The 22,580-nt window shown below is 53.0% G+C and carries 20 protein-coding genes, 1 tRNA gene and 1 pseudogene; 4 read left to right on the forward strand and 18 right to left on the reverse strand.

The genetic code is table 11. The features are described from left to right. Positions 1-51: 51 nt before the first annotated feature. Complete coding sequence (locus tag D9980_RS11225) at positions 52-315, reverse strand: hypothetical protein (RefSeq protein WP_024530087.1); 264 nt, start codon at positions 313-315, stop codon at positions 52-54. Positions 316-510: 195 nt separating this feature from the next. After that, positions 511-981: a hypothetical protein gene (locus D9980_RS11230; protein WP_121607332.1), complete on the reverse strand. Its 471-nt coding sequence runs from the start codon at positions 979-981 to the stop codon at positions 511-513. A gap of 310 nt (positions 982-1,291) precedes the next feature. Here D9980_RS11230 and D9980_RS11235 point away from each other — a divergent pair, with 310 nt between their 5' ends. Continuing rightward, positions 1,292-1,534: a DinI family protein gene (locus tag D9980_RS11235; protein WP_021178442.1), complete on the forward strand. Its 243-nt coding sequence runs from the start codon at positions 1,292-1,294 to the stop codon at positions 1,532-1,534. An 85-nt stretch (positions 1,535-1,619) separates the two neighbouring features. On the opposite strand, the gene D9980_RS11240 is transcribed toward D9980_RS11235, so the two are convergent. Both D9980_RS11240 and D9980_RS11245 read right to left on the reverse strand, forming a co-directional pair. Beyond that, positions 1,620-1,695 (reverse strand) — tRNA-Thr (locus D9980_RS11240). 109 nt (positions 1,696-1,804) lie between these two features. Next, a complete protein-coding gene (locus tag D9980_RS11245) occupies positions 1,805-2,728 on the reverse strand; it encodes a LysR family transcriptional regulator (protein ID WP_121607333.1) in 924 nt (307 codons plus the stop codon). 165 nt (positions 2,729-2,893) lie between these two features. On the opposite strand from D9980_RS11245, the pseudogene D9980_RS11250 reads away from it, so the two are divergent. Continuing rightward, positions 2,894-4,311 (forward strand): annotated as a pseudogene (locus tag D9980_RS11250) (M20 family metallopeptidase). Further along, the gene (locus D9980_RS11255; protein ID WP_121607334.1) at positions 4,308-5,582 is read left to right on the forward strand and encodes an MFS transporter; all 1,275 of its coding nucleotides are present in this window, start codon (positions 4,308-4,310) and stop codon (positions 5,580-5,582) included. The pseudogene D9980_RS11250 and the gene D9980_RS11255 overlap by 4 nt, the downstream one beginning before the upstream one ends. A gap of 79 nt (positions 5,583-5,661) precedes the next feature. On the opposite strand, the gene D9980_RS11260 is transcribed toward D9980_RS11255, so the two are convergent. From D9980_RS11260 to gspC, 14 genes are all read right to left on the reverse strand, one after another. Next, complete coding sequence (locus D9980_RS11260; RefSeq protein WP_238393704.1) at positions 5,662-6,756, reverse strand: succinylglutamate desuccinylase/aspartoacylase family protein; 1,095 nt, start codon at positions 6,754-6,756, stop codon at positions 5,662-5,664. A gap of 132 nt (positions 6,757-6,888) precedes the next feature. Further along, complete coding sequence (locus D9980_RS11265) at positions 6,889-7,731, reverse strand: A24 family peptidase (RefSeq protein WP_024486647.1); 843 nt, start codon at positions 7,729-7,731, stop codon at positions 6,889-6,891. Between the two features lie 60 nt (positions 7,732-7,791). Continuing rightward, positions 7,792-8,535: a type II secretion system protein N gene (locus D9980_RS11270; protein ID WP_121607336.1), complete on the reverse strand. Its 744-nt coding sequence runs from the start codon at positions 8,533-8,535 to the stop codon at positions 7,792-7,794. Continuing rightward, complete coding sequence (gspM, locus tag D9980_RS11275) at positions 8,525-9,013, reverse strand: type II secretion system protein GspM (protein WP_121607337.1); 489 nt, start codon at positions 9,011-9,013, stop codon at positions 8,525-8,527. The genes D9980_RS11270 and gspM overlap by 11 nt, the downstream gene beginning before the upstream one ends. Beyond that, complete coding sequence (gene gspL / locus D9980_RS11280) at positions 9,006-10,205, reverse strand: type II secretion system protein GspL (RefSeq protein WP_121607338.1); 1,200 nt, start codon at positions 10,203-10,205, stop codon at positions 9,006-9,008. Before gspL ends, gspM begins: the two co-directional genes overlap by 8 nt. After that, complete coding sequence (gene gspK / locus D9980_RS11285; RefSeq protein ID WP_121607339.1) at positions 10,205-11,191, reverse strand: type II secretion system minor pseudopilin GspK; 987 nt, start codon at positions 11,189-11,191, stop codon at positions 10,205-10,207. Before gspK ends, gspL begins: the two co-directional genes overlap by 1 nt. Continuing rightward, complete coding sequence (gene gspJ, locus D9980_RS11290) at positions 11,188-11,787, reverse strand: type II secretion system minor pseudopilin GspJ (RefSeq protein WP_121607340.1); 600 nt, start codon at positions 11,785-11,787, stop codon at positions 11,188-11,190. Before gspJ ends, gspK begins: the two co-directional genes overlap by 4 nt. Next, positions 11,784-12,149 (reverse strand): type II secretion system minor pseudopilin GspI, encoded by a 366-nt coding sequence (gspI, locus tag D9980_RS11295; RefSeq protein ID WP_074028120.1) that lies wholly within the window; start codon positions 12,147-12,149, stop codon positions 11,784-11,786. Before gspI ends, gspJ begins: the two co-directional genes overlap by 4 nt. Next, complete coding sequence (gspH, locus tag D9980_RS11300) at positions 12,146-12,697, reverse strand: type II secretion system minor pseudopilin GspH (protein ID WP_121607341.1); 552 nt, start codon at positions 12,695-12,697, stop codon at positions 12,146-12,148. Before gspH ends, gspI begins: the two co-directional genes overlap by 4 nt. After that, positions 12,697-13,125: a type II secretion system major pseudopilin GspG gene (gene gspG, locus D9980_RS11305; protein WP_024530061.1), complete on the reverse strand. Its 429-nt coding sequence runs from the start codon at positions 13,123-13,125 to the stop codon at positions 12,697-12,699. The genes gspH and gspG overlap by 1 nt, the downstream gene beginning before the upstream one ends. A 28-nt stretch (positions 13,126-13,153) precedes the next feature. Beyond that, positions 13,154-14,377, reverse strand: a complete 1,224-nt coding sequence (gene gspF, locus D9980_RS11310; RefSeq protein WP_121607342.1) for a type II secretion system inner membrane protein GspF — start codon at positions 14,375-14,377, stop codon at positions 13,154-13,156. Between the two features lies 1 nt (position 14,378). After that, positions 14,379-15,884: a type II secretion system ATPase GspE gene (gene gspE, locus D9980_RS11315; RefSeq protein ID WP_121607343.1), complete on the reverse strand. Its 1,506-nt coding sequence runs from the start codon at positions 15,882-15,884 to the stop codon at positions 14,379-14,381. Further along, positions 15,881-17,845 carry a type II secretion system secretin GspD gene (gene gspD, locus D9980_RS11320; protein ID WP_024485903.1) on the reverse strand — a complete coding sequence of 655 codons (1,965 nt, stop codon included), beginning with the start codon at positions 17,843-17,845 and terminating at the stop codon, positions 15,881-15,883. Before gspD ends, gspE begins: the two co-directional genes overlap by 4 nt. 18 nt (positions 17,846-17,863) lie before the next feature. After that, positions 17,864-18,718: a type II secretion system protein GspC gene (gspC, locus tag D9980_RS11325; protein ID WP_121607344.1), complete on the reverse strand. Its 855-nt coding sequence runs from the start codon at positions 18,716-18,718 to the stop codon at positions 17,864-17,866. 465 nt (positions 18,719-19,183) lie between these two features. Between gspC and pulA the strand changes: the two genes are divergently transcribed. Then, entirely contained in the window at positions 19,184-22,447 is a 3,264-nt protein-coding gene (pulA, locus tag D9980_RS11330) for a pullulanase-type alpha-1,6-glucosidase (protein WP_121607345.1), read from the forward strand. Positions 22,448-22,580 lie beyond the last annotated feature (133 nt).

Genomic DNA, 22,580 nt, shown 5'->3' on the forward strand with positions numbered 1-22,580 from the left:
AATATCTCAGCACGCATTACAAAACTGAAATAGGGGCAGCACCATTAAACTTTACTTCTTGGCGCTTTCTGCATCAGCCGCCATGGTTTTTTCATGAGCTGCTTTAGAGCTTTCAGTAGCCATTGCTGACTCTTTCTTAGCCTCTTCGTGTTTTCCTTCTTTATGATGCTTTGCTGCCTTCTTGTGGTGCTTCGCGGCAGTTTCATGCTTAACCGCTGCGTCTTCATGTGCCATAGCTGTAGCATCAGCAGCAACGGAAGCGAAGGAAATCATACCCAGAGCAAAGACAGACATTACTAACGCTTTCTTAATCATAACAATTCCTTTGATTTAAATGATAATTAGACTGCCTTAGTAAACGTAGTCTATTACTCAGAAATTGCAAACCGGGGGCTCTCCCCCCGGTAGGGATGTTGATCGGCTGGCCTTCCTTGGATAGCGGTGCCATTGTGACTGTTCACAAGCCTATCAATAATCAGAGACCACCACCGATTAATAAGCCAACGAATTTCAGCTCTGCGGGCAGGCAACCAGATAGAGATCGTGGACTGGCATACTCGCATCAAAACCCCGCACTCTCTCTGGATCATCAATAGCCGGGTTAGCAAGCTGCTTGGCAACGTCGTCTACACTGACATCTTCAACATAAAAAGTCGCATCAGTCATTTTATTGCAGTTAAAGTAGGTCCCCATTAATACCATTTTCCCAGGGGTCGTATAGCTCTCCTGTTTATTGACCAATGCCACAACACCATCCGCTCGTTTAGCGACGACAGTATAGCTTTCCTCTGAGCGATCAAAAACATAGGCATTATTTTCTGGATAAGTCGACCATATAGTAGACTTCTCAGCAAACAACTCTGCCAAATTAATCGCTGGCTTTAGTGCATTTTTGTTATCAGCATCTTGGGCAACTGCCGAAGTCACCACACCGATGGCGCCAACCGATAGCATACCTAAAAAGAGTAATGTTTTTTTCACGCAATTAATTCCCTTTGGAAAAAGTTTAACTATAACAGCTTAAATAATAGCCTTATGACATGTAAAAAAGTATTGCACAACCGAGCATCTTTGCACTCAATTATGATGGATGCATTCAAACGGATGCACAAAGATCAATATGCATCATAAAAACCAACGATTCATACCTTGACAATTTGTGTGTAATGACAATAGAGCACACATCCCCCAAAATAGACCACGATAAAATTTTCCCCTCCCCCTCTTGCACTCACCCCGTCCCTTCGGTCAGAATAACTGTATACATAAACAGTAAATTTAGGGTTGGGCTATGTTCGTTGAATTGGTGTTTGATAAGCGTAATGTCGCAGGGATCCCCGGTGCCGATGAAATCATCAAGGCCGAGCTGACAAAACGGGTACATCGCATCTTCCCGGATGCAGAAGTGAAGGTAAAACCCATGCAGGCCAACGGCCTTAACTCAGACGCCAGCAAAAGTGACCGCGAGAAGTTAAACCGTATGTTGGAAGAGATGTTCGAAGAGTCTGACCAATGGCTGGCCACCGATATTTAAAGGGCCGAAGGGCGCGGTCATTGACTGCGCCGCACATGGACGCCAAAGACAAAAAACCCCAGCATTTCTGCTGGGGTTTCTTATATGGTGCCGGCTACCGGAATCGAACTGGTGACCTACTGATTACAAGTCAGTTGCTCTACCTACTGAGCTAAGCCGGCGAAATCTGTCGGAAGGGGTACTGTTTCCGTGGAGCGCAATATAATACAGCCAGACTGGAACAATCAAGCGTAATCAACAGATTATTTATCTTGTCGATGAAAAAACGGCTTATATGCCGAATTTCTCACCAATGGCCCGTTCTTCGCGACTTAATGTCTGATTAATATAGTCCACAAACAACGCCAAAGCCGTACTCCGCTGCCTCCCCAGTGGTAATTGCAGCTGCAAGGTCCGCGGGCTTTGCTGCTCGATTGCAAAAGATTTCAGGATCAATCCTTGCGGCTGCAACAACAGCATCGCGGTAAACTGGCTACAGATGGTCACCGCCAGCGGGGAGCCCTGTAAAAAATAGTACAGAGTGGAGAAGTTATCACAGGTTAGCACTGGTTCAATGAAGGTGCCATTCATCTGGCAAGCAATATCAAACAGCTGACGTACCGTGGAACCCGGCTCAGGCAGGCACACCGGATACTGGCAGAGATCTGCCAGAACCACCTGCCTGTCGGCTAATGGGTGCTCCTTTCTCATCAACAACAAGACCGGGGCAGGCCACGAAGCCGCTACCTCAACGCCCCGCTCTGGGTGCAAACTAAACTGCAGCACCATGTCACACTCGCCATTGCGTACCAACCGCGCCAACGTTTTAGTGTCTGCCACCGTCAGCACGAAGCTGACAGCCGGGTATTCTGCACGAAAACGCGCCATCAGTTGTGGCATCAGCATAAAGGCCACTCCGTTACTACAGGCCACGCGTAGCACAGTACGCCGTTCGGCTTTCAACCCTTTGATTTCTGCCACCGCCTGCTCAATATTCAGCAGGCTTTTACGAATATGGTTTTCAAAAATCTGCCCGGCCTCGGTCAGCACCATCCCCCGCGCGTGGCGTTCGAACAATGGCGTCCCAACCTGCGCTTCCAGGCGCTGGATCTGCCTGCTGATTGCCGATACCGCCACAAACAGCTGTTCACTGGCCGCACTGAGCGAACCACAGTTGGCAACCACCAGAAAAAAGCGAACCTCGCTACTCAACATGCCGTGCCTCTCCTTGGTGCAAAGCTTGCCAACGAGCAAACGACCGTTGCCTTTAAAGCAAAGCTTGTTTGTTAAATGGATAATTGTGGCAAACCCCGATTTTAGCTTAGATAACAAACACAACAAGTAAAAAAACACAACGCAAACACAACAGGGAAAATAATCATGACGGGTGAACAGGCCGTCGCTTTGGCGACAGCGTATTTTGACAGTGGCGAATTTCGCCGCATATTGGCGCGGCGCATCGCGCTGGCCACCGAAAGCCAGCGGCATGACGACGATGCCGGCATTTTGCTCTACCTAGAACAGGAAATCATGCCAACGTTACGGACGCTGGGTTTCGAGTTACAACTGTTCGATAACCCGGAAGCGGCCAACCGCCCGTTTCTGATCGCCGTACGCATTGAAGACCCTACATTACCTACCCTGCTGAGCTATGGCCACGGCGATGTGGTTTTCGGCGACGACGAGAACTGGCGCACAGGCCTTTCACCTTGGGAATTGAATGAAGAAGGCGATCGTTGGTACGGCCGTGGCAGCGCGGATAACAAAGGGCAGCACAGTATTAACCTAGCGGCGCTAGAGCAGGTTTTCCACGCACGCGGGGGTAAACTAGGGTTCAACTGCAAGCTGATTTTCGAAATGGGCGAAGAGATCGGTTCCCCTGGGCTAGCGGCCATTTGCCAGCAGCAACGCGAACTGCTGCAAGCCGATCTGTTTATCGCATCTGATGGCCCACGGCTGAACGCCACACAGCCAACATTGTTCCTAGGCTCACGCGGCTGTATCAATTTCCGCCTCAGCATCCACGCCAGGGATAACGCCTATCACTCTGGCAACTGGGGGGATTACTCAGCAATCCCGGAACCCAACTGGCTAATGCCATCGCCTCTCTGGTTAATCAACACGGCCAGTTACAGGTTGCAGCGCTGAAACCCGCCCCTCTGGATGACAATCTGCGCACCATTTTGCGCGATCTCAGCGTTGGCGGCCAAGCTGGCGATCCAGCGATCGATGAGAACTGGGGTGAAGCTGGGCTGACCCCAAGCGAGCGCCTTTATGGTTGGAACACGCTTGAAGTACTGGCCTATCAAACGGGCAACCCAGCCCGGCCAATGAACGCCATCCCTGGCAGCGCTTCAGCGGTATGCCAACTGCGCTTCGTGGTCGGTACCGACTGGCAAAATCTGGTCAACCATGTCCAGCAACATCTGCAATTACACGGTTTTGGCAATAATGTAGAAGTGGAATGGCTGCATGGTTCACCGGCCACCCGGCTCAATCCACAAGACCCTCTCGTTCCTTGGGCACTTGAGATCCTGCAACAAACCAGCGGCAAAAAACCCGCATTGCTGCCCAATCTGGGCGGCTCACTGCCTAATGACGTATTTGCCGATACGTTGGGACTGCCCACGCTGTGGATCCCCCACTCCTATCCGGCCTGTGGTCAACACGGGGTCAATGAGCATATGTTGAAATCCATTGCTCGTGAAGGATTGCAGATCATGACTCGTCTGTTCTGGGAGTTGGGCGAAAATGGCAGCACGATCCTGGCACAACGCCGGGCAGGAGAGTCCTCATGAGCGCGATAGCCCAACAGGATAGCGTAGCGAAGCCCAATTTGTATAAAACGCTGTTTGCCACCTGCATTGGCAACGCGTTGGAATGGTTCGATATCGCGGTTTATGGCTTTTTCGCCAGCTATATCGCCCATGCCTTTTTCCCTACGGAGGATCCGGCCGTTTCATTGTTGCTGACTTTCGGCAGCTTTGGTGTCTCATTCTTGATCCGCCCACTGGGTGCAGTGGTGCTCGGAGCCTACGCCGATCGGGTTGGCCGCAAGAAGGCACTTTTGATGTCCATCAGCCTGATGCTGCTTGGCGGTGCGATCATCACCTTTATGCCGTCTTACGCCACCATTGGGCTGGCGGCTCCGCTGATGATCCTGATTGCCCGATTGATTCAGGGTTTTTCCGCCGGTGGGGAGTTTGGCAGTTCAACCGCCTTTCTGGTCGAACACTTCCCGGAGCGCAAGGCGTTTATCGCCAGCTGGCAGTTTGCCACGCAAGGCGCCAGCACGCTGATGGCCTCCGCCTTCGGGTTAGGCATGACCCACTGGCTGACAGAAAGCCAAATCCAGGACTGGGGCTGGCGTATTCCCTTTGCTTTTGGGCTGCTGATCGGCCCGGTGGGGCTGTATATCCGCCGCCATGTACATGAGCCAGACAGCTTCGTACAGCAGCAGAAACCCGAAGCACCGTTAAAGATGCTGATCGGTAATCAAAAAAATCTGCTGTTACTGGCCATCGGACTGATGGTGATTTCCACCGCCATCAACTACATGCTGAATTATGTACCCACCTATGCCACCAAAAACCTGAATCTGTCTGGCTCCGACGCCTTTAGTGCAACCCTGTTAGCCGGTGTGATTTTAACGGTGGTCACCCCAATCATGGGATTATGGGCGGAAAAAGTCGGCCGCCTGCCGTTAATGTGGGGTTCGCTGATCCTGCTGCTGCTGACTATTTACCCGGCATTCCTGCTGGTGGTGAATCACACTTCGCCAATGATGCTGATGTTGATGGTTAGTTGGCTGGCCTTGCTGAAGTCCATCTACTTCTCGACGGTGCCTTCGGTGATGGCCGATTTGTTCCCGATGGCAACACGGGCCAGCGGTATGGCGATCAGCTACAACGTGGCGGTGACGGTATTTGGTGGCTTTGCGCCGCTGATCTGTACCCTGCTGATCACCGCAACCGGGACCAGCCTGGCACCAAGCTATTATCTGATGATGATGGCACTGCTGAGCGGCTGGGCACTGTTAGGGAGCAGAAAGCATTTGCGTTCGGCCTGATACCCCCCCAGGCTATTGGAATAATTAGCCTATTTTCCCCTTTGAGGAGATCCTCAAGGGGGAAAAAATCTCACGTCAATTAGCAACCATCGGCACACTGAGGTTCAGGATTGTTGAACAGGATACGAACCAGCAAAGCCCGGGGTTCGCGCAACGGATCATTGCCGATAGCTAACACTCGGCCATCATGGGTCGCAGTATATTCCCGAATGGTGTCGCCAAATGCATTACGCTGAACCGCCACCTTCTGCCCTTTGACCACCGTATCGCCGACTTTAACCAGAACTTCGGCAAATCCGCCAACCTCAGCTCGGATCGAGCTCATTTCATTACCGATAAAGGTTTTTTGCTCTTTAGCCGTTGTCCCTAATGTGCCGGCTGTCATGCCTTGTTGAACCATCAGGTTACGCACCCCTGTCAAGCTACGTGCGATAAGTTCAGGTTGATAAAGCTTGGGCTTGCCAATTTCGAGTGTAATGGCAGGGATCTTGTTTTCAACGAAAGTGGTTTCGACAGAGCCTTTCTCACCAGGATCGGCTTTAATCTGGTCCGCTGGGAACAATTCAGCCATTTGCTTCACCTGCGGGTTACGGTAATCCGCATAGATGAACAAGGGATATTCGGTACCCCGGCTCTGCGTATGCATATCAACGAACAGGGTGGCATTGCCCGCCCACAAATTATTCCATAACAGCCAAGCCTGCTGTTCGGCAGCGTTGCCTTTTTCCTTGCCCGGCCAGACCCGGTTGAAATCGACCATATCCCCCCCGTCATTGGCCAACTGCCAGTTTCGGTTATTGGCCAACATGCCGGAAGGATTCGCGCCCACGGCACCGATCACACTGCCTTTCAACTCTGCGGGATCCAGCTTTTCAAACACCTGCTGTATCACCCGGGTGCCATTTAGTTCATCACCATGGACCGCCGCTTGCAGACCCAGCTTAGGACCAGGCTGTGCGCCTTTGGCCACCATAACAGGAACATACCAATGTTGACCGATCCCATTGCTGGTCCCCTGGAACATGAAGCGATAAACCTTTCCTGCCTCCAGATCGTCTACATCCAACTTGCTGATAACCGGATTACCCTCAATTTTATCTCCGGTATAAACCGTTGCCGCCTGAGCATTAAGCATCCCCGTAAGCAACACCGCCAACATCGTAACCTTATGCATAACCATTCCCTTTAGTATCAGTAAGTAACACGCGAATAATTTCTTGATCATTGGTCAACCGACTAACAAAAGTCGTACTTCAGGAACAAGACTGGGTGCGCTTACTAGCGCCTCCAATCAAGATATAGGCGCTTAAAAGCTCCAAGGTATAAACATATTGACCGCGCCCGACACGGCGAGCCATGGACCAAAGGCTAACGGTTGATTAAAATCTTGTTTCGCCAACCCTCGCTGTATCAGCGTAAACAGCAGACCACTGGCCGCTGCCACCCAAATTACCTGTGGCAACGCTTGCCAACCTAACCAGGCCCCTAACGCCGCAAGTAATTTAAAATCACCATAGCCGAGAGCCTCTTTACCGGTTGCCAGCTTGAATAGCCAGAACACGCTCCATAGGCAGACATAACCTGCCACTGCGCCAATCGTCGCCTGTTCCAACGAGGCAAAATGCCCCTCAATATTGAATAAAAGTCCGATCCACAGCAGTGGCAACGTCAGCACATCTGGCAACAGTTGTCTGTGATGGTCAATAACTGCCAGCGTCAGCAAAAAGGAGAGCAAGATCCAGGCGCCCAGCAAGGGGAACCCTAGCGGGAATATAAGCGCCGTCAGCACAAACATCATAGCCGTTGCCACCTCAACCAGCGGGTAGCGCCTTGGGATTCGCTCACCACAGCAACGAGCCTTACCCTTTAACAACAGAAAACTCAGCAGGGGTATATTGTCCCTGGCCGCAATAGGATGCTGGCAATGCGGGCAACAGGAATGCGGTAATAGCAGATCAAAACGCGGTATGGATTCAGGTAAGGGTAGCGCCAGTTGCACGAGCGCCTCGCGCTGCCATTGCTTCTCCAGCATCACCGGTAATCGATAAATCACTACGTTCAGAAAGCTACCCACTATGGCCCCAAATATCCCCACGACACACAGCCAGAGGAGGGGAAATGCAACGGTAAAATCCAGTAATAAACTCAAAAAACCTCCCTGCAGTCAGCCAAGTACCTACCCAACCCTTTTAAGACAGCCTAGCGCCGTTTAAAGCAACCGCCCCTGAACCTGCCAGGGTATCTGCCCCTGATCGTTGGCCCTGCCTAACTGATTTATCAGTGGCCTCATCGTCTCCGGTAATACCGGCCCTCGGCGCACCTGACCGTTGAACTGATAGCGCCCGTCAAATCCGACGGTGCCACGCCCCGTCAGGCTCAGATGAGAGGAGTCTTGTTTCAGCACCAACACCAGAGCCCCTTTTCCATCACAGCTCAATTGGCCTTGCACGTTAGCCAGCTCCAACGCCCCCAACGGGGTCGCAAGCTGTGCGTGCTGCCAGTTGACAACACCTCCGTCAAGACTCCGGCAACCCGCGGAACTGAACTCTCCTTGTTGCAACCGCAGTCGAAGCTCTCCCTGGGCAGTGATCGGCAAAGGCAACGACAACTGTTGGCGCACAACATCTGCAGGAACAGAGAGTTGCCACTCATGCAGTTGCAGATCCTGCCAACCACGCAGGATACCGGCTCCCTGTAAGCCTTGCGGATCCCTTAACTCAATCTCTAAGGCTGGCATCCAAGAGGAGAAAGTGAACTGCCAATTCACTTTTGCCAGCATAACGTTACGCCAGCTTAACTGGTGCAAACTACCCTGCCACAGGGAACCCGAAAAGCCACCGACCTTCATATCTGCGGGTATAAAAGCTTGTATTACTCGTGCCGGCGCGTGGCCTCCCAGCAATAGGAGATAACAAACCAACAAAAGCACGGCCTTTTTGGCTTTAGCGCCCATCGCTGCGCTCCAGCATCAGTTTGTTTACCGTCACCCATCCGGGTTTATCGGGACGCATCGCCACCTCAAGCGCCACAATGCGAACGCTATAGCGCTTTTCCAACTGTGTGAGCCAAAGCATCAGGGCATTAAAATCGCCAGGTTCCAGCGTGACCGCCAACCGCTCTCCCTGAGGCTGCATGCGGGTAATGTTCATGTTTTGATCTGCAGCGCTCTGTGCCACCCTGGCCGACAAGCTTAGGGAGGTATCCTGTATGGGTTGCATCCCCTGCTGGCGCAAGCGCGGAGCCTGTTGCAACATCCATTGCACCGTGTTTTGTTCACGGGCGATAGTACGCTGCCATTGGCTAGCCTGTTGTTGCCAAGGCAGCCACAGTGCGTAGTAGCACAAGCTCACGATAACCAATACACCACAACCTAATACTAACCCTCGTTCCCGAAGGCTGAGCTGTAGCCAGCGGTGCTTGAGTTCATTCATCCTTTATCCCCAGAGTCAGTCGGCCCTCTACCCCAGTTGGATTCTGCTTGATTTCGCCAGGTTGCACCTGATAACGCTGCCCGGCAGCAACCTGAAACTGTTCCAACGCCTGAAAAGAGGCCGCCTGTATATCGACTTTCAGCTCTTTACGGCTAGCGTCATAAGACAGCGCCTGGAACCGGATTGCCGAGTTCTCCGCCATCAGCTGTTGCAATTGGCGCATCTGTGCGACCACACCGGCTTGCTCGATAGGCTGTAATTGCTGCAAGTGCTGCTGCATCTGCACGCGCGGGTTAACCACCTTTTTATCAGCCGGAAACAGCTGTTGGTAGACCCGCACACTTTCCTGCCGCCAATGTTCAGCCTGTTGCCAAAGCCGGTAATGAGATAGCCCGGCGCTCACACACAACAGCAGTAAATACCCCGTTAATACCATCATCACGGTTCGCCAGGGGCGTAATCGTGTACGCCAGGGGCTCGAGCGGGTGAATTCGCCCTGGCGCAGATCGGCTCCGCTATCGTGCACGCCTTCTGCCGCCAGTTGCAGTAAATCCCGCGGTGGTTGAACACGCCATTCCGGAGGGCTAGCGGTTAATGCTGGTGGTGCGGAGTAGCTTTCAATTACCGGCGGTGCCCACACGGCCAAAAACTCCGATAACCAGGAGGATTCAACAATCATGCCGGCATGCTTTTCCCGGCGAAACAGCCATTGATCATTGAGACTGACCACACTCCAACCGTCGGCGGCCAAGGGTAACGCCAGCACATCTGGCAACATTGCCTGCACCTGCACCCCCAGACGTTCACAACGGGCTATCCACTGATGCATAAGGCTTTTATCAACTACCGCAACGTCACACACATCACCACTTTGCTGCAAAATGGCAAAATGCAGCCGTTCCACATCCGTTGCCAGTTGCTCCTCCAGCATAAACGGCAGCACTTGCAGACGCTGACGCCTGGCACGACGAGGCAGCGTCACACGATGGAAAACCAACTCGCTCGCAGGCACCAATACCCAGGCAGGATATCTGGCAAGCAGGCTCACCAATTGGTCATCGTTCTCCCCCATAGCCAAACTACCTTGCTGATGACCGCCTGCTGAAGCGAAATACCACAACACTGGCTGCGTTTCATCGCTGGGTAAGCGCAATATCAACCTGGCTTGCTCACGGGGCTTTCTGTTAGGCATCAAGGCTCCACCATCATGCTTAATCCATATTGCCGCTGTACTACCTGGAAACTGTTACCGGCTTTGCGCAACAGGCTGCGCTGGCTATAGTGAGTCTCCCCCATCAGCACGGTGAAACTGGCTAAAAACAGCTCACTCTTTATCGTCAACAGCGATCTGACCGTTGAGGTGTCGATGTCCTTAAGGGCAACCTGTGCCAAAAATGCCGTCGTACTGCTCCACCCTTCACGTGGACGCTGTTGTAACAATCGAGTCGCCATGGCTGAATCAAGCTCCTTGAGAAATAGCGCCGCCAGTAATGGCCCTTGAGACTCACTCAGGGTATTAACGTTTACCAACAGCGTCTGGGTTGGCAGCGCGCAAACGTAAGGCAAAAGACGCCGATAAAGGCTGGCATCAACCCCAGAGATGGTCCGCAACTCACTGACATCCTGCATGGGTTGATTGGCGGGCAAATAAGCCACCGCCTGGGCCATGTAGACCTCATCTTCAGCCCCATCAATGCCTGGCTCGCTATCACTGTCTATCCAGTCACGCAGTGCCGCGGCTATCTGCGTCGCACGCAGGGGATCTTCCCCCAGGTTGATTAACAACTGTCTAAAAACCTGGGTAGGGTAAGGCAATGTCGGCTGCATGCCTTCAGTAGCAGCCCCTTGGTTAATGGCATTGAGATTAAAGCAGGCCTGGCCATCAACAATCTGCCCAAACACCTCCCCGCCTTCAACGGGGAAACGGCGCTGTTCTTGCGCCCAGTTTTGCGCCAAATGCGTTTTATTAGGTGAATCCAGCGCGTCTCGTTGCAAAATTTTCACCGCCAGTGCCTCTGCCGAGCGGGCATACCATTTTGCCTGCTGGCGATCCAAATGAGCCGCTGTGCGCAGATAGGTGCGCCCATTTCGCTCGGCAATGGTCGCTGCAATCGTCACCATCAGCGCCAGGATCAGCAACACCACCAGCAGGGCAACGCCCTTTTGCCTCGCCCTCATTCTTGCCCCACCGCCGTGATCAAAAACAGACGGGTCAATTCACCCACGCCAGCAACCACTAATGTCACTTCAATCCCCTGCGGCAAAACCGACCCGTTGTCCCAACTCTCCCGCCACGTCCCCTCAGCAAAAAAGCGCAGACGAAAGACACTGACCTCATTGAGCAAGACCTTGACCACCGGCGCTTCCCCAACGAGCGGATCCGCATGGGCATAGCTCAACCGCTCTAACTGCTGATGGCGCAGACGATATCCCACCGGTTGTAACTCGGCGCGGGGCAACATCCCCATCGGGTTTTGCCAACCGTTGCGCATGAAAGAGACGCCCCAGTCCTCACTTTGTAATTGATAGCGCGCCGCGGAAAATACGCGTTCATTCCCTCTGTGATGGCGAGGGATAATCTGACCGAAATCCCCTTCCAGCTGTATAAAAGCACGTTGAAGCTCGGCCAACCGCTGTGCTTTGCGCTGCGAAATCTCATCATTGCGCATCACCCCCTGCAACACCTGGAAGGCACTGATGCTCAACGCAGCAAAAATCGCCAATGCCAACAGCATCTCAAGCAACGTGAAGCCCCGCTGGCTACGGCATTTCATTCCCGCACCACGTAGCTGCGTAAAGAAACCACTGGCGCAGCGTCTTCTTTATGACGCCGCACCTCAACATCGAGTGCCCGTAATTGACCCAGTTCGGTATCAACCCCCTGCCAGCGTACAGACCACTCCTCGCCCGCATAGGTCACCGTGGTGCCGATCCAGCGCTTTTCCGGCCAGGTTTTCTCAAGATGTAACCTGACCTGTTGATTATCCGCCAACCAGCTTGCCAGTATTTTTTCCTCCATACGGCCAATGCTGCCAGCCTGTTGTGCCGTGGTTTGCAGCACGGCTAACCCCGCCAAAGCGAAAACGATCAGTGCCACCAGCACTTCGAGCAATGTCATCCCTCTTTGGGTATTCATTGTGCGGCTCCGTTTGCTGACGAATCGATCGCGCCTGCTGCGTCCACCCGCAACCAAACCAATGGTTGACTACCGGCCTCACTGAAAACCAGCTCAAACGGTGTAACCTCCCCGCCGGGTAACAGCAGAATATCGGGTTCCGGTGCCAACTCCGCAGCACGCGGCCACTCCTGCCGATCGGGGAAATGCAGCTTGAGCCGAATATCATCAGGCATTTGGCTTCCTAACGCCGCCTGACGGGGTTGCCAATTCTGCCAGGCGTAACCTTGCCAACTATCCGAGCCAGATACTGCCCCGCGTTTTTCAGCGGCCTGACGCTGTAGCATTTGGAATTGCCAGCCGTCTGGTCGAACCCGGATCCCCAGCAACTGGTCATTTTGCACCGCGGCATCCATGGCAAACTCCAACTGAGCCTGAAAGCGTTTCAGCTGTAGCTGCGGGTTATTTTGTTGCATGGCCGGAAATGACATGATCACCAAGCTGGCAGCACTCCCGATCAGCAGCACAACCAGCATCATTTCCAACAACGTAAAGCCGCGTTGGCGCACTACTTCTTACCGATAGTCCAGTTACCGATATCATCCTCGGTGTCCGGTATGCCATCGGGCCCATAAGAGAAAACGTCTAACTGACCGTGTTGGCCCGGGCTAAGCAACTGATAGTCTGCCCCCCAAGGATCCTGCGGCAAACGGCGAATATAGCCACCTTGGGGATAACTGCGCGGTTCTGGTTGTGCCGAGGGCTTGGTCACCAGTGCCTGCAACCCTTGTTCGGTGGTGGGATATCGACTGTTATCCAGCTTGTACATATCCAACGCGCTCTCCAGCGCGACAATATCGCTGACGACCTTCTGATGGTCCGCCTTCTCTTTATTTCCCATCAGATTAGGCACTACCAGACTCGCCAGGATGCCCAGGATCACAATCACCACCATAATTTCCAGCAGGGTAAAACCTCGCTGACGCTGTTGCCGCATTTTTCTCTCCGTTATTTGCAGATTGAATTTACATACTCATCAAGGTATTTAATTGCAGGATTGGCTGCAGGATCGCCAAAACGATAAACAGCACCACGCCCGCCATACTCACCACCAACAAGGGCTCAAAAAGCCCCAATGCCAACTGCATTTGGGCAGTAAACTCCCGATCCTGGTTGTCTGCCGCACGTTCCAGCATGCTGTCCAGTTCTCCACTGCGTTCACCGCTGGCGATCATGTGCCGCATCATCGGGGGAAACAGCGCAGTGATTTCCAGAGCCCGATGCAGGCTCACCCCCTCGCGTACCGATTCCGTTGCCAGTGACAGCTGGCGGCGCGCATATTCATTGGTTAATACCTCTCCGCTGATGCGCATCGCTTGCAGCAATGGCACTGCGCTGGCATTGAGAATGCTCAGCGTTCTGGCGTAACGGGCGGTATTGAGCCCTCTTGCGATGCGTCCGATCACCGGGAGGCGCAGCAACTGCCGATGGAAAGCAATGCGCCGCGCTTCTTGGCGCAGCAACAGACGCATCAGCATCGGCGCCAATAACATCAACAGCAGCACCCAAGGGCCAAAGGCTCGAACTCCGTCACTCAGCGCCATCAGCACACGCGTTGATAGCGGAAGTGCCTGCTTCATGTGAATAAACTGTTCCACCACCTTGGGCACGACGGCGGAAAGTAAAATGGCTATCACGCTGATGGCTACCACCGTCAGCACGCAAGGGTAGATCATCGCCTGCAGGATACGAGCTCGCATTTGCTGGCGCTGCTCGGTGTAATCCGCCAACCGGTTCAGAACCAGATCCAGATGACCAGAGGCTTCACCTGCGGCCACCATCGCGCAGTACAGCCGCTCAAAACTGGTGGGATAACCGCTCATGGCCTCCGCCAAGGAATGCCCCTCCAGTACTTTGGTGCGCACTGCGGCCATCAGGCTGCGCTGGCGGGGTTTTTCACTCTGTTTTGCCACGGCATCAAGCGCCTCCTCCAAGGGTAAGGAAGCGGCAACCAAGGTCGCAAGCTGACGAGTCAACAACGCCAGATCGGCACTGCTAATCCCCCGCCCCCATGAAAGACGCCGCCCGCTTTGCGCCTGCTGGCGCTCATCCTGCCCTTCGTCCAGGCTTACAGGGACCAACCCCTGTTCCCGTAAAAGTTGACGGGCGTGGCGGGCTGAATCCGCTTCCTGCACTCCCCGCCGTTTTTTGCCGCGCTCGTCTAACGCTTGATAATGGAATAGGGCCATGTCATCCCTCTTCCTGAGACTGGCTTTCGGTCACGCGGATCACCTCTTCCCAACTAGTCTCGCCCGCCAACACTTTTTCCAATCCCCCCTGGCGCAATGTTTTGTATTCATGACGTAATTGACGAGCAATCGTGAATTCACTCTCTCCCTGGTGGATCGCCGTACGCACTCGGTCATCAATCAGCAGCAGTTCATGAATACCAGTACGCCCACGGTAACCGGTAAAATTACACTGTGAGCATCCTTTCGGCTGCCATAATGGGGTTCCGGGTAAAATCCCCATCTGATCGGCCAGGATCGGATCGGCGGCGTACGTTTGGCGACAATCGGGGCAGAGTGTGCGAACCAGTCGCTGTGCCAGCACGGCCAGTAATGAGGTGGAAAGCAAAAAAGGCTCGATGCCCATATCCTGCAGCCGCGATAAGGCCCCCAGCGCGCTGTTGGTGTGCAGCGTGGAGAGTACCAGGTGCCCTGTCAGTGATGCCTGAACCGCAATCTGAGCGGTTTCGCTGTCGCGGATCTCACCGACCAGCACCACATCAGGATCCTGACGCAGAATGGCCCGCAAACCGCGAGCAAATGTCATATCTACCTTGGGGTTTACCTGCGTCTGGCCGATACCCTCGAGTTCATACTCGATCGGGTCTTCGACCGTCATGATATTGCGTTCGCTGGCATTGAGGCGGCTCAATGCTGCATAGAGGGTGGTGCTCTTACCCGAACCTGTAGGACCGGTGACGAGGATAATGCCATGTGGCCGCTGGATCAGTTCATCGATCTGCCGCCGATTATGTGAAGACATGCCAAGCGCGGCGAGATCCAGACTGACGCTGTTTTTATCCAGTAAACGCAGAACGATTCGTTCGCCATAATTAGACGGTAAGGTCGAAACCCGCACATCAATGGCTCGGCCACCGATTCGCAGTGCCATGCGCCCATCCTGGGGGATCCGCTTCTCGGCAATATCCAGCCGCGCCATGACCTTGATGCGCGATATCAATAAAGAGGCCAGCCGCCGCTGAGGGCGAAGAATTTCACGCAACACGCCATCGACCCGGAAACGGATCTGCAAATGGCGTTCATAGGTTTCAATGTGGATATCCGATGCTTTATCCTTGATGGCTTCAGTCAGCATCGCGTTGATCAGGCGGATAATAGGAGCATCATCATCGGCATCCAGCAAGTCGTCGCTGTCGGGTAGCTCTTCTGCCAAGGTATAAAAATCCATTTCATTGCCGATATCGGTCATCATGCGTCGCGCCTCTTTCGAATCGCGCTGGTAGCTGATCACCAGTTGTTTCTCAAACTCTTCACCCGACACCGTACTGATAGTCAGCCCACACCCTGCCACCCTACGCGCCTCAAGCAATGCTGTGGCGGTGGTTTCCGCCAGACGGAGTACACGGCACCCAGCATGATCCCGCAACAGCAAAATGCGTTGCTCGCGCGCATAGGCAAATGGCAACTGCGGGCGTAATTCACTCAGGTCCTCGGGGAGGGTATTCATCGTCCCCCCGTTGAATAGAATGCACTGATCGCGGCATTAACCTGGCGGAAAGTGGCACCGTTTTGATCGGGTGGCAACTTCAATACCTCGTTGTTCAGCGTGGCTGCGCTCCCTTGTTTGCCACGCTGTTGGTCTTGTTCCTGATTAAAAGCCTGATACTTTTCTGAGGAGGCGCGGCGATACTGATCACGATCACGGATGATTGACGGGCGGATGAACAGCATCAGGTTGCGCTTGGAAACCTGTTTGCTGTTGGAGCGGAACAGATAGCCCAGCACCGGGATATCCCCCAGCACCGGGACCTTGTCCGTGCTGTCGCGGACGGTTTTATCCAGCAAGCCCCCCACCACTACGGTTTCGCCGCTGCCTACCAGCACCGCGTTATTGACCGTGCGGGTATTAAAGGTCGCCCCCAAATTAGCACTGCTGCTGGAAGCCGCATCAGCCACACTGGAAACCTCCTGCTCGATCTCCAGCAGCACTGAGTCCCCTTCGTTGATCTGAGGTTTGACCTTCAGCTTAATGCCGACGGTTTTACGCTCCACCGTGTTGAAGATATTATCGCCCGACGTCGTTTGCGAGCCGGAGAGGACAGGAACTTCCTGGCCGACATTGAACGTCGCCTCCATGTTATCAAGCGTGACAATGCTCGGTGTCGCCAGAATGTCATTCTTGCTACTGCTGGAAAGCGCGGTCAGTAGCATTGCCCAATTGCCCTGATAAAAACCGGCAGCAATACCGTTAAAACTGCTGAGAGCACTGGCCAGGGTACTGTTCACCGTCCCGTCCTGATTGTATTGATTGGCGCCGGCAATCGCCGTGGTGATAGGCAAACCGGTATTGGTGAACTGCGTCACTCCGGCATTCTTGTTAGCCCACTGGATCCCCAGGTTCAAACCATCGGCGTCTTGTACCTCGGCGATAATCGCCTCCACCAGCACCTGTGCACGACGAATATCCAACTGAGTAATCACCTTTTCCAGATCTCGCATGACATCCGGAGCCGCCGTCAGTATCAGTGAATTGGTTTGCTCATGGGCTTTGATGGTGATGTCTTTACGCAGCGCTTCCGCCGGCTTGGCATTCTGTTGCTCACTTTGAATACTGGTACTGACGCCAGTCAACACCTCAACCAGATCGGTGGCTTTGGCATACTTCAGGTAAATCACTTTGGTGTTGCCCTGCACGGCCTGCTCACGATCCAGCTGCTTGATCATGGCGATAATCCGCTGGCGGGAGTTGGGTTCTCCGCTGACCAGGACCGAGTTGGTTCGCTCATCCGCAACAAGATTGGCTACCATCAGGCTTGGCATCGCTGATTTGCTGGCATCCTTGGTTAATTCGGTGACCAGTTTGACGACTTCAGCAGCAGACGCATAGGCCAGCGGTACCGTTACCACACTACGGTCGCCTACCTTGTCAACCCGTTCAACAATCGCCATCAAACGTTTGATCACCGCCGCACGCCCGGTCATCAGTAATACGTTGGAAGGCTCATAATGCACAACACTGCCAGCCCCGGCGTTATCGTTCAATTGACGGAGTAACGGGGCAAGATCGCGTGCCGCCACGTTATTGACCGGCACGACACGTGTCACCACTTCATCACCCTCGCCCGGCTGGGCATCGCTGGCTACCGGCACCGCAGCGGTTTTCGCATCCTTGGAACGCACCACTTTCAACACGCCGTTACGCATATCCACCACGGCAAAGCCATAAACGTCCAGCACGCTGAGGAAGAACTGGTAATACTGCTCCTCATTGAGCATGTCATAACTGCGTACGGTGATAGTACCGCGCACGGCAGGATCGATAATCACCGTTTTATTCAGGTTCTTGCTGACCGTATTAATAAACTCCTGAATATCCGTGCCCTTGAAGCTGGCAGAAAACTCGGCACTCCAGCCCTGCCGAGTACCAAGCAGCATCACCGCCAGTAGCACAATGCGTAAGCTCCTGATTATTTTTGTATTTAACAATTAGTCATCTCCAAGAGCCAAATAGATATCCTGTAACTGACCGCCACGCTCCACGGTAAGATTCAGTTCACTGAGTTCTGAAAGCTGTTTCAATGCCTGTTGAGCCTGCTGTGCATCGCGCAGATCCAGGCCATTAAGCGCTATGGCAAGATCGTTTTCATGCAGCCCGACCTTGCGGAATAACTCCCCTTGTTTGCCCGGATTGAGTCGATAGCCGATGAGTTTGTCATCCACCATCACCGGTGAGATATTCAGGTAATTAAGAATGCTTTGCGGCTGCTTTTGCAGTTGTGCCTTGAGCTGCGACGCTGAGGTTTTTTTGTCACTTTTAGCGGCCTCGGGTTGCTCGCTAAACAGCAACAACGATTCATAATTGCCCTGATAAGAGATCACGATACGATCGGCAAAAATTGACGCAATTCGGGCGTCATAACCAGGCACCTGATCCCCCACGCCAAGGCTGAACTGTTTGCTATCTTTGGCGATAATGGCGATGGAACGCTCTGAACTGGGGCTGGCGACAATGCCGGTCAGGTTTAGCTTGAGAGAAGAAGGCGGTGCATTACGCAGGGTTTGCTCAGAGACCGAATGCTCAGTGGCGGAAGATGAGGGTGCCGAAGTACCAAAGAGGGTGAAGCGGTAACGTTCAGACTCACCTCCACCGCCAGTTGTTACTGGTGCGAAGTCTGCTTTGGATAAGCGTACAGGGGATATTTCAGGGGGCAGGAGCCCGTGCCAGGTGAGCAAGGCGAGTTGATTGCAAATCAACAGTGACAGCACGCATAAAGCCCATCGCGGCGTTAACAGCCTGACAGTAGCCTCTCTGCATACCGATAACAATACAGAAAATCGCATCTTGCCTTCCTTTGCCTGCTTCTCTGTTTACGCCAGCTAGAAGTTCACCGATATCAGTCAGTCGGTGGGCATATCGTTGGGGGCATTGTCGTTTGAGAATATGTAAGGTTATGACTGAAACCTTACAACTCAGTACCTCTGTCAGCCCTTACCTTTCTGAATACATCCTCTCAGAAGTGGTTACTTTATACATACTCCCCTAAATAATAAATCATTATTTTTACTTATCGAAATAATTTATCTTTCTGTTTTTATAGCTATTTATTTCTTAATCTCGCTAACATAAAAGCGATTTAACCTGTTTTATCTCCCTCCTCTAAACTTCGGTTCCTCCTGCCACCTACGCCCCTCCTCCTCCTAAAGCAGGAGGATGCTCCTCCTCAGCATGCAATATCTAATACCACTGCTTTACACATTGATACGATTTTTTACTTTCTATAATGTAAGCCTGATAGGGAATTTAGAATGCTGAAAAATACCTGTAATGCCCTACTTTTCGGCTCGCTTATCATATTGAGCGGCTGTGATAATAATAATTCTTCAGACGTTAGCCCCGATACCAACAACCAAGAGCCGATTGCACGCCTGCCTGACATAGCCATGCCTGGCGAAGCCGTCATGGCAGGTGAAAACCAGGCGGTAATTCATCTGGTCGATATTGCTGGTATCACCAGCGGCTCCGCCGCTGATTACAGCACCAAGAACCTGTTTTTGTGGAATAACGATACCTGTGATGCCCTGGATAATCCCTCTGGGGACTGGAATGACACCAGTACAACACCGACAGGCAACGACAGTTATGGCCCGTACTGGGTGTTACCACTGACCAAAACCACTGGGTGTATCAACTTCATTCTGCGTGATGGCACCAATAAGCTGATTGATACGGATATGCGTTTATCGTTCAGTGATTTTCCGGACAGGACCGTTTCTGCGCTTGCAGGCAGCAGTACGCTTTATGATACCCGTGCCGAAGCTTTCCGCGCGGCCTTCGGGGTTGCTCTGGCTGAAGCCCATTGGGTAGATAAACACACCCTGCTGTGGCCAGCCGGGGAAGGGAAACCTATCGTACGTCTGTACTATAACCACAGTGGCAAAGTGGCTGCCAACAGCGAAGGGAAATTTACCGATCGCTATATTTCTCTGACACCGACCAGCATCAGCCAGGAACTGGGTTCGCGCTTCCCTCACCTTGCGGATTATGCCGCCTTCAAGTTGCCGGATAATGCAAAAGTAGACGAACTGCTTAGCGGCGAGACCGTCGCCCTGGCCGCCAATCAGGACGGCATCCTTATTTCAGCAACCCAGGTACAGACCGCTGGCGTTCTTGATGATCGCTTCTCAGCCGCAGCGGAAGGCCTGGAGTATGGTGCTCTGCTGACCGATTCTGGCGTCACTTTCCGTGTCTGGGCACCAACGGCCCAGCAGGCAGAACTGGTGATCTACAGTGCGGATAAAAAAGTCATTGGTAGCCATCCGATGACCAGAGATAACGAGTCCGGTGCCTGGTCATATCAAGGAAGTCACGACCTTAAGGACGCTTTTTATCGTTACGCCCTGACCGTTTATCATCCGCAATCGCGCAAAGTGGAGCAGTATGAAGTCACCGACCCTTACTCCCATAGCCTCTCCACGAACTCCGAATACAGCCAGGTCGTGGATCTCAATGACAGCGCGTTGAAACCAGAAGGCTGGGACGGTCTGGCAATGCCACACCCGCAGACCAGCCAGGCTGATATTGCCAAGATGGTCATCCATGAGTCGCATGTCCGTGATCTTTCCGCCTGGGATCAGACCGTTCCTGAACAGGTACGGGGTAAATATCTGGCGTTGACTGCCAGTGACAGCAATATGGTGCAACATCTCAGGAAGCTTGGGCAAGCTGGCGTAACCCATATTGAATTGTTACCGGTGTTCGATCTGGCAACCGTCAATGAGTTCAGCGACAAAGTGGCGGATCTCACCCATCCATTCAGTCGGCTTTGTGAACTGAACAGCGCCGTTAAGCAAAGCCGTTTTGCTGGCTACTGTGGGAGTTCAACCACCATCGGTGATGTACTTGAAGAACTGAAACAGAATGACAGCCAGGATAACCCGCAGGTGCAGGAATTGAATGGCTATGTGGCACAGACTGACTCCTACAACTGGGGTTATGATCCGTTCCACTACACGGTGCCTGAAGGTTCTTACGCTACCAATCCCGAAGGCACTGCCCGCATCAAAGAGTTTCGTACCATGGTGCAGACCATCAAACAGCAACTGGGTATGAACATCATCATGGACGTGGTTTATAACCATACCAATGCGGCAGGCCCAACGGATCGTACCTCGGTGCTGGATAAAATCGTGCCCTGGTATTATCAACGTTTGAATGAAACTACGGGCAGTGTAGAGTCGGCCACCTGCTGTTCCGACTCGGCCCCCGAACACCGGATGTTTGCCAAACTGATTGAAGACTCTCTGGTGGTCTGGAGCCGAGACTACAAGATTGACGGATTCCGCTTTGACCTGATGGGCTATCATCCGAAAGCACAAATCCTGGCTGCCCGGGAGAAAGTAAAATCGGTGAACCCCAACGTTTATTTCTTTGGTGAAGGTTGGAATTCTGGTCAGGAAGATCGCTTCGAAATCGCTTCACAGATCACGTTAAAAGGCACCGGCATTGGCACCTTCTCCGATCGTCTGCGTGATGCTGTTCGCGGAGGCGGCCCATTTGACTCTGGTGATGCCTTACGTCAAAACCAGGGGCTGGGTAACGGCGCCGGAGTATTGGCTAACGAATTAACCCAGCAAAATGAGGATACCGTGCGCCATCTGGCCGATCTGACCCGTTTGGGCATGGCCGGCAACCTGGCTGAATTCCTGTTGATCGATAAAGACGGCTCCGTCAGGAAAGGCAGCGAAATTGACTATAATGGGGCGATTGGGGGCTATGCCAACGATCCGACCGAAGTGGTCAACTATGTTTCCAAACACGACAACCAAACCTTATGGGATATGATCAGTTACAAAGCCGCACGTGAAGCCGATCTCACCACTCGCGTACGCATGCAGGCGGTGTCACTGGCCACTACGTTGTTGGGGCAAGGGCTGGCATTCGATCAACAAGGCTCAGAACTCTTGCGTTCCAAGTCATTTACCCGTGACTCATTTGATGCTGGGGACTGGTTTAACCGTGTGGATTACAGCTATCAAGACAACAACTTCAACGTTGGTATGCCACGCATCAGCGATGACGGTGACAACTATTCGCTGATCGCCAGCGTAAAAGATGCTGTTGCCACACCTGGCCAAACAGAGATCGCGCAGATGACCTCGTTCTATCAGGAACTCACGCAATTGCGCCAATCTTCGCCTCTGATTGCCTTGGGTAGCGGCCATGAAGTGATGAAGCGTGTCGATTTCCGTAACACGGGCGCAGAACAGCAACTGGGCTTACTGGTGATGACCATTGATGATGGAGTTCAGGCGGGCAACGATCTTGATCCACAAGCCGATGCGTTAGTCGTTATCATCAACGCAGCGCCGGAAGCCAGAACGCTTAATGACTTTACCGGTGAAAACCTCACCCTGAGCGCAATCCAACAAAACCTGGGAGACCGCTCACTCGCCTCCGGTATCAATATTACCGCAGAGGGCAGCGTTACAGTACCAGCCTGGTCGGTGGCCTTGTTGGTCAAACAACAAGTCACTGCCCAAGGCACAGGTTTGCCTGTAAGCAGTAAATAAAACGGTTCGTTTCGGGTCACCATCAGGTGGCCCGAAACGAGATGTTAAACCAACTGAGTCACATCAATCCCGAATATCAGTACAATGCTATTGACCCGAGTTTTCTGGCAGGATATACCCTTCATACCTTGGC

Origin of the sequence: Serratia sp. 3ACOL1, from assembly GCF_003668775.1 — a bacterium.
Taxonomy (GTDB): domain Bacteria; phylum Pseudomonadota; class Gammaproteobacteria; order Enterobacterales; family Enterobacteriaceae; genus Chania; species Chania fonticola.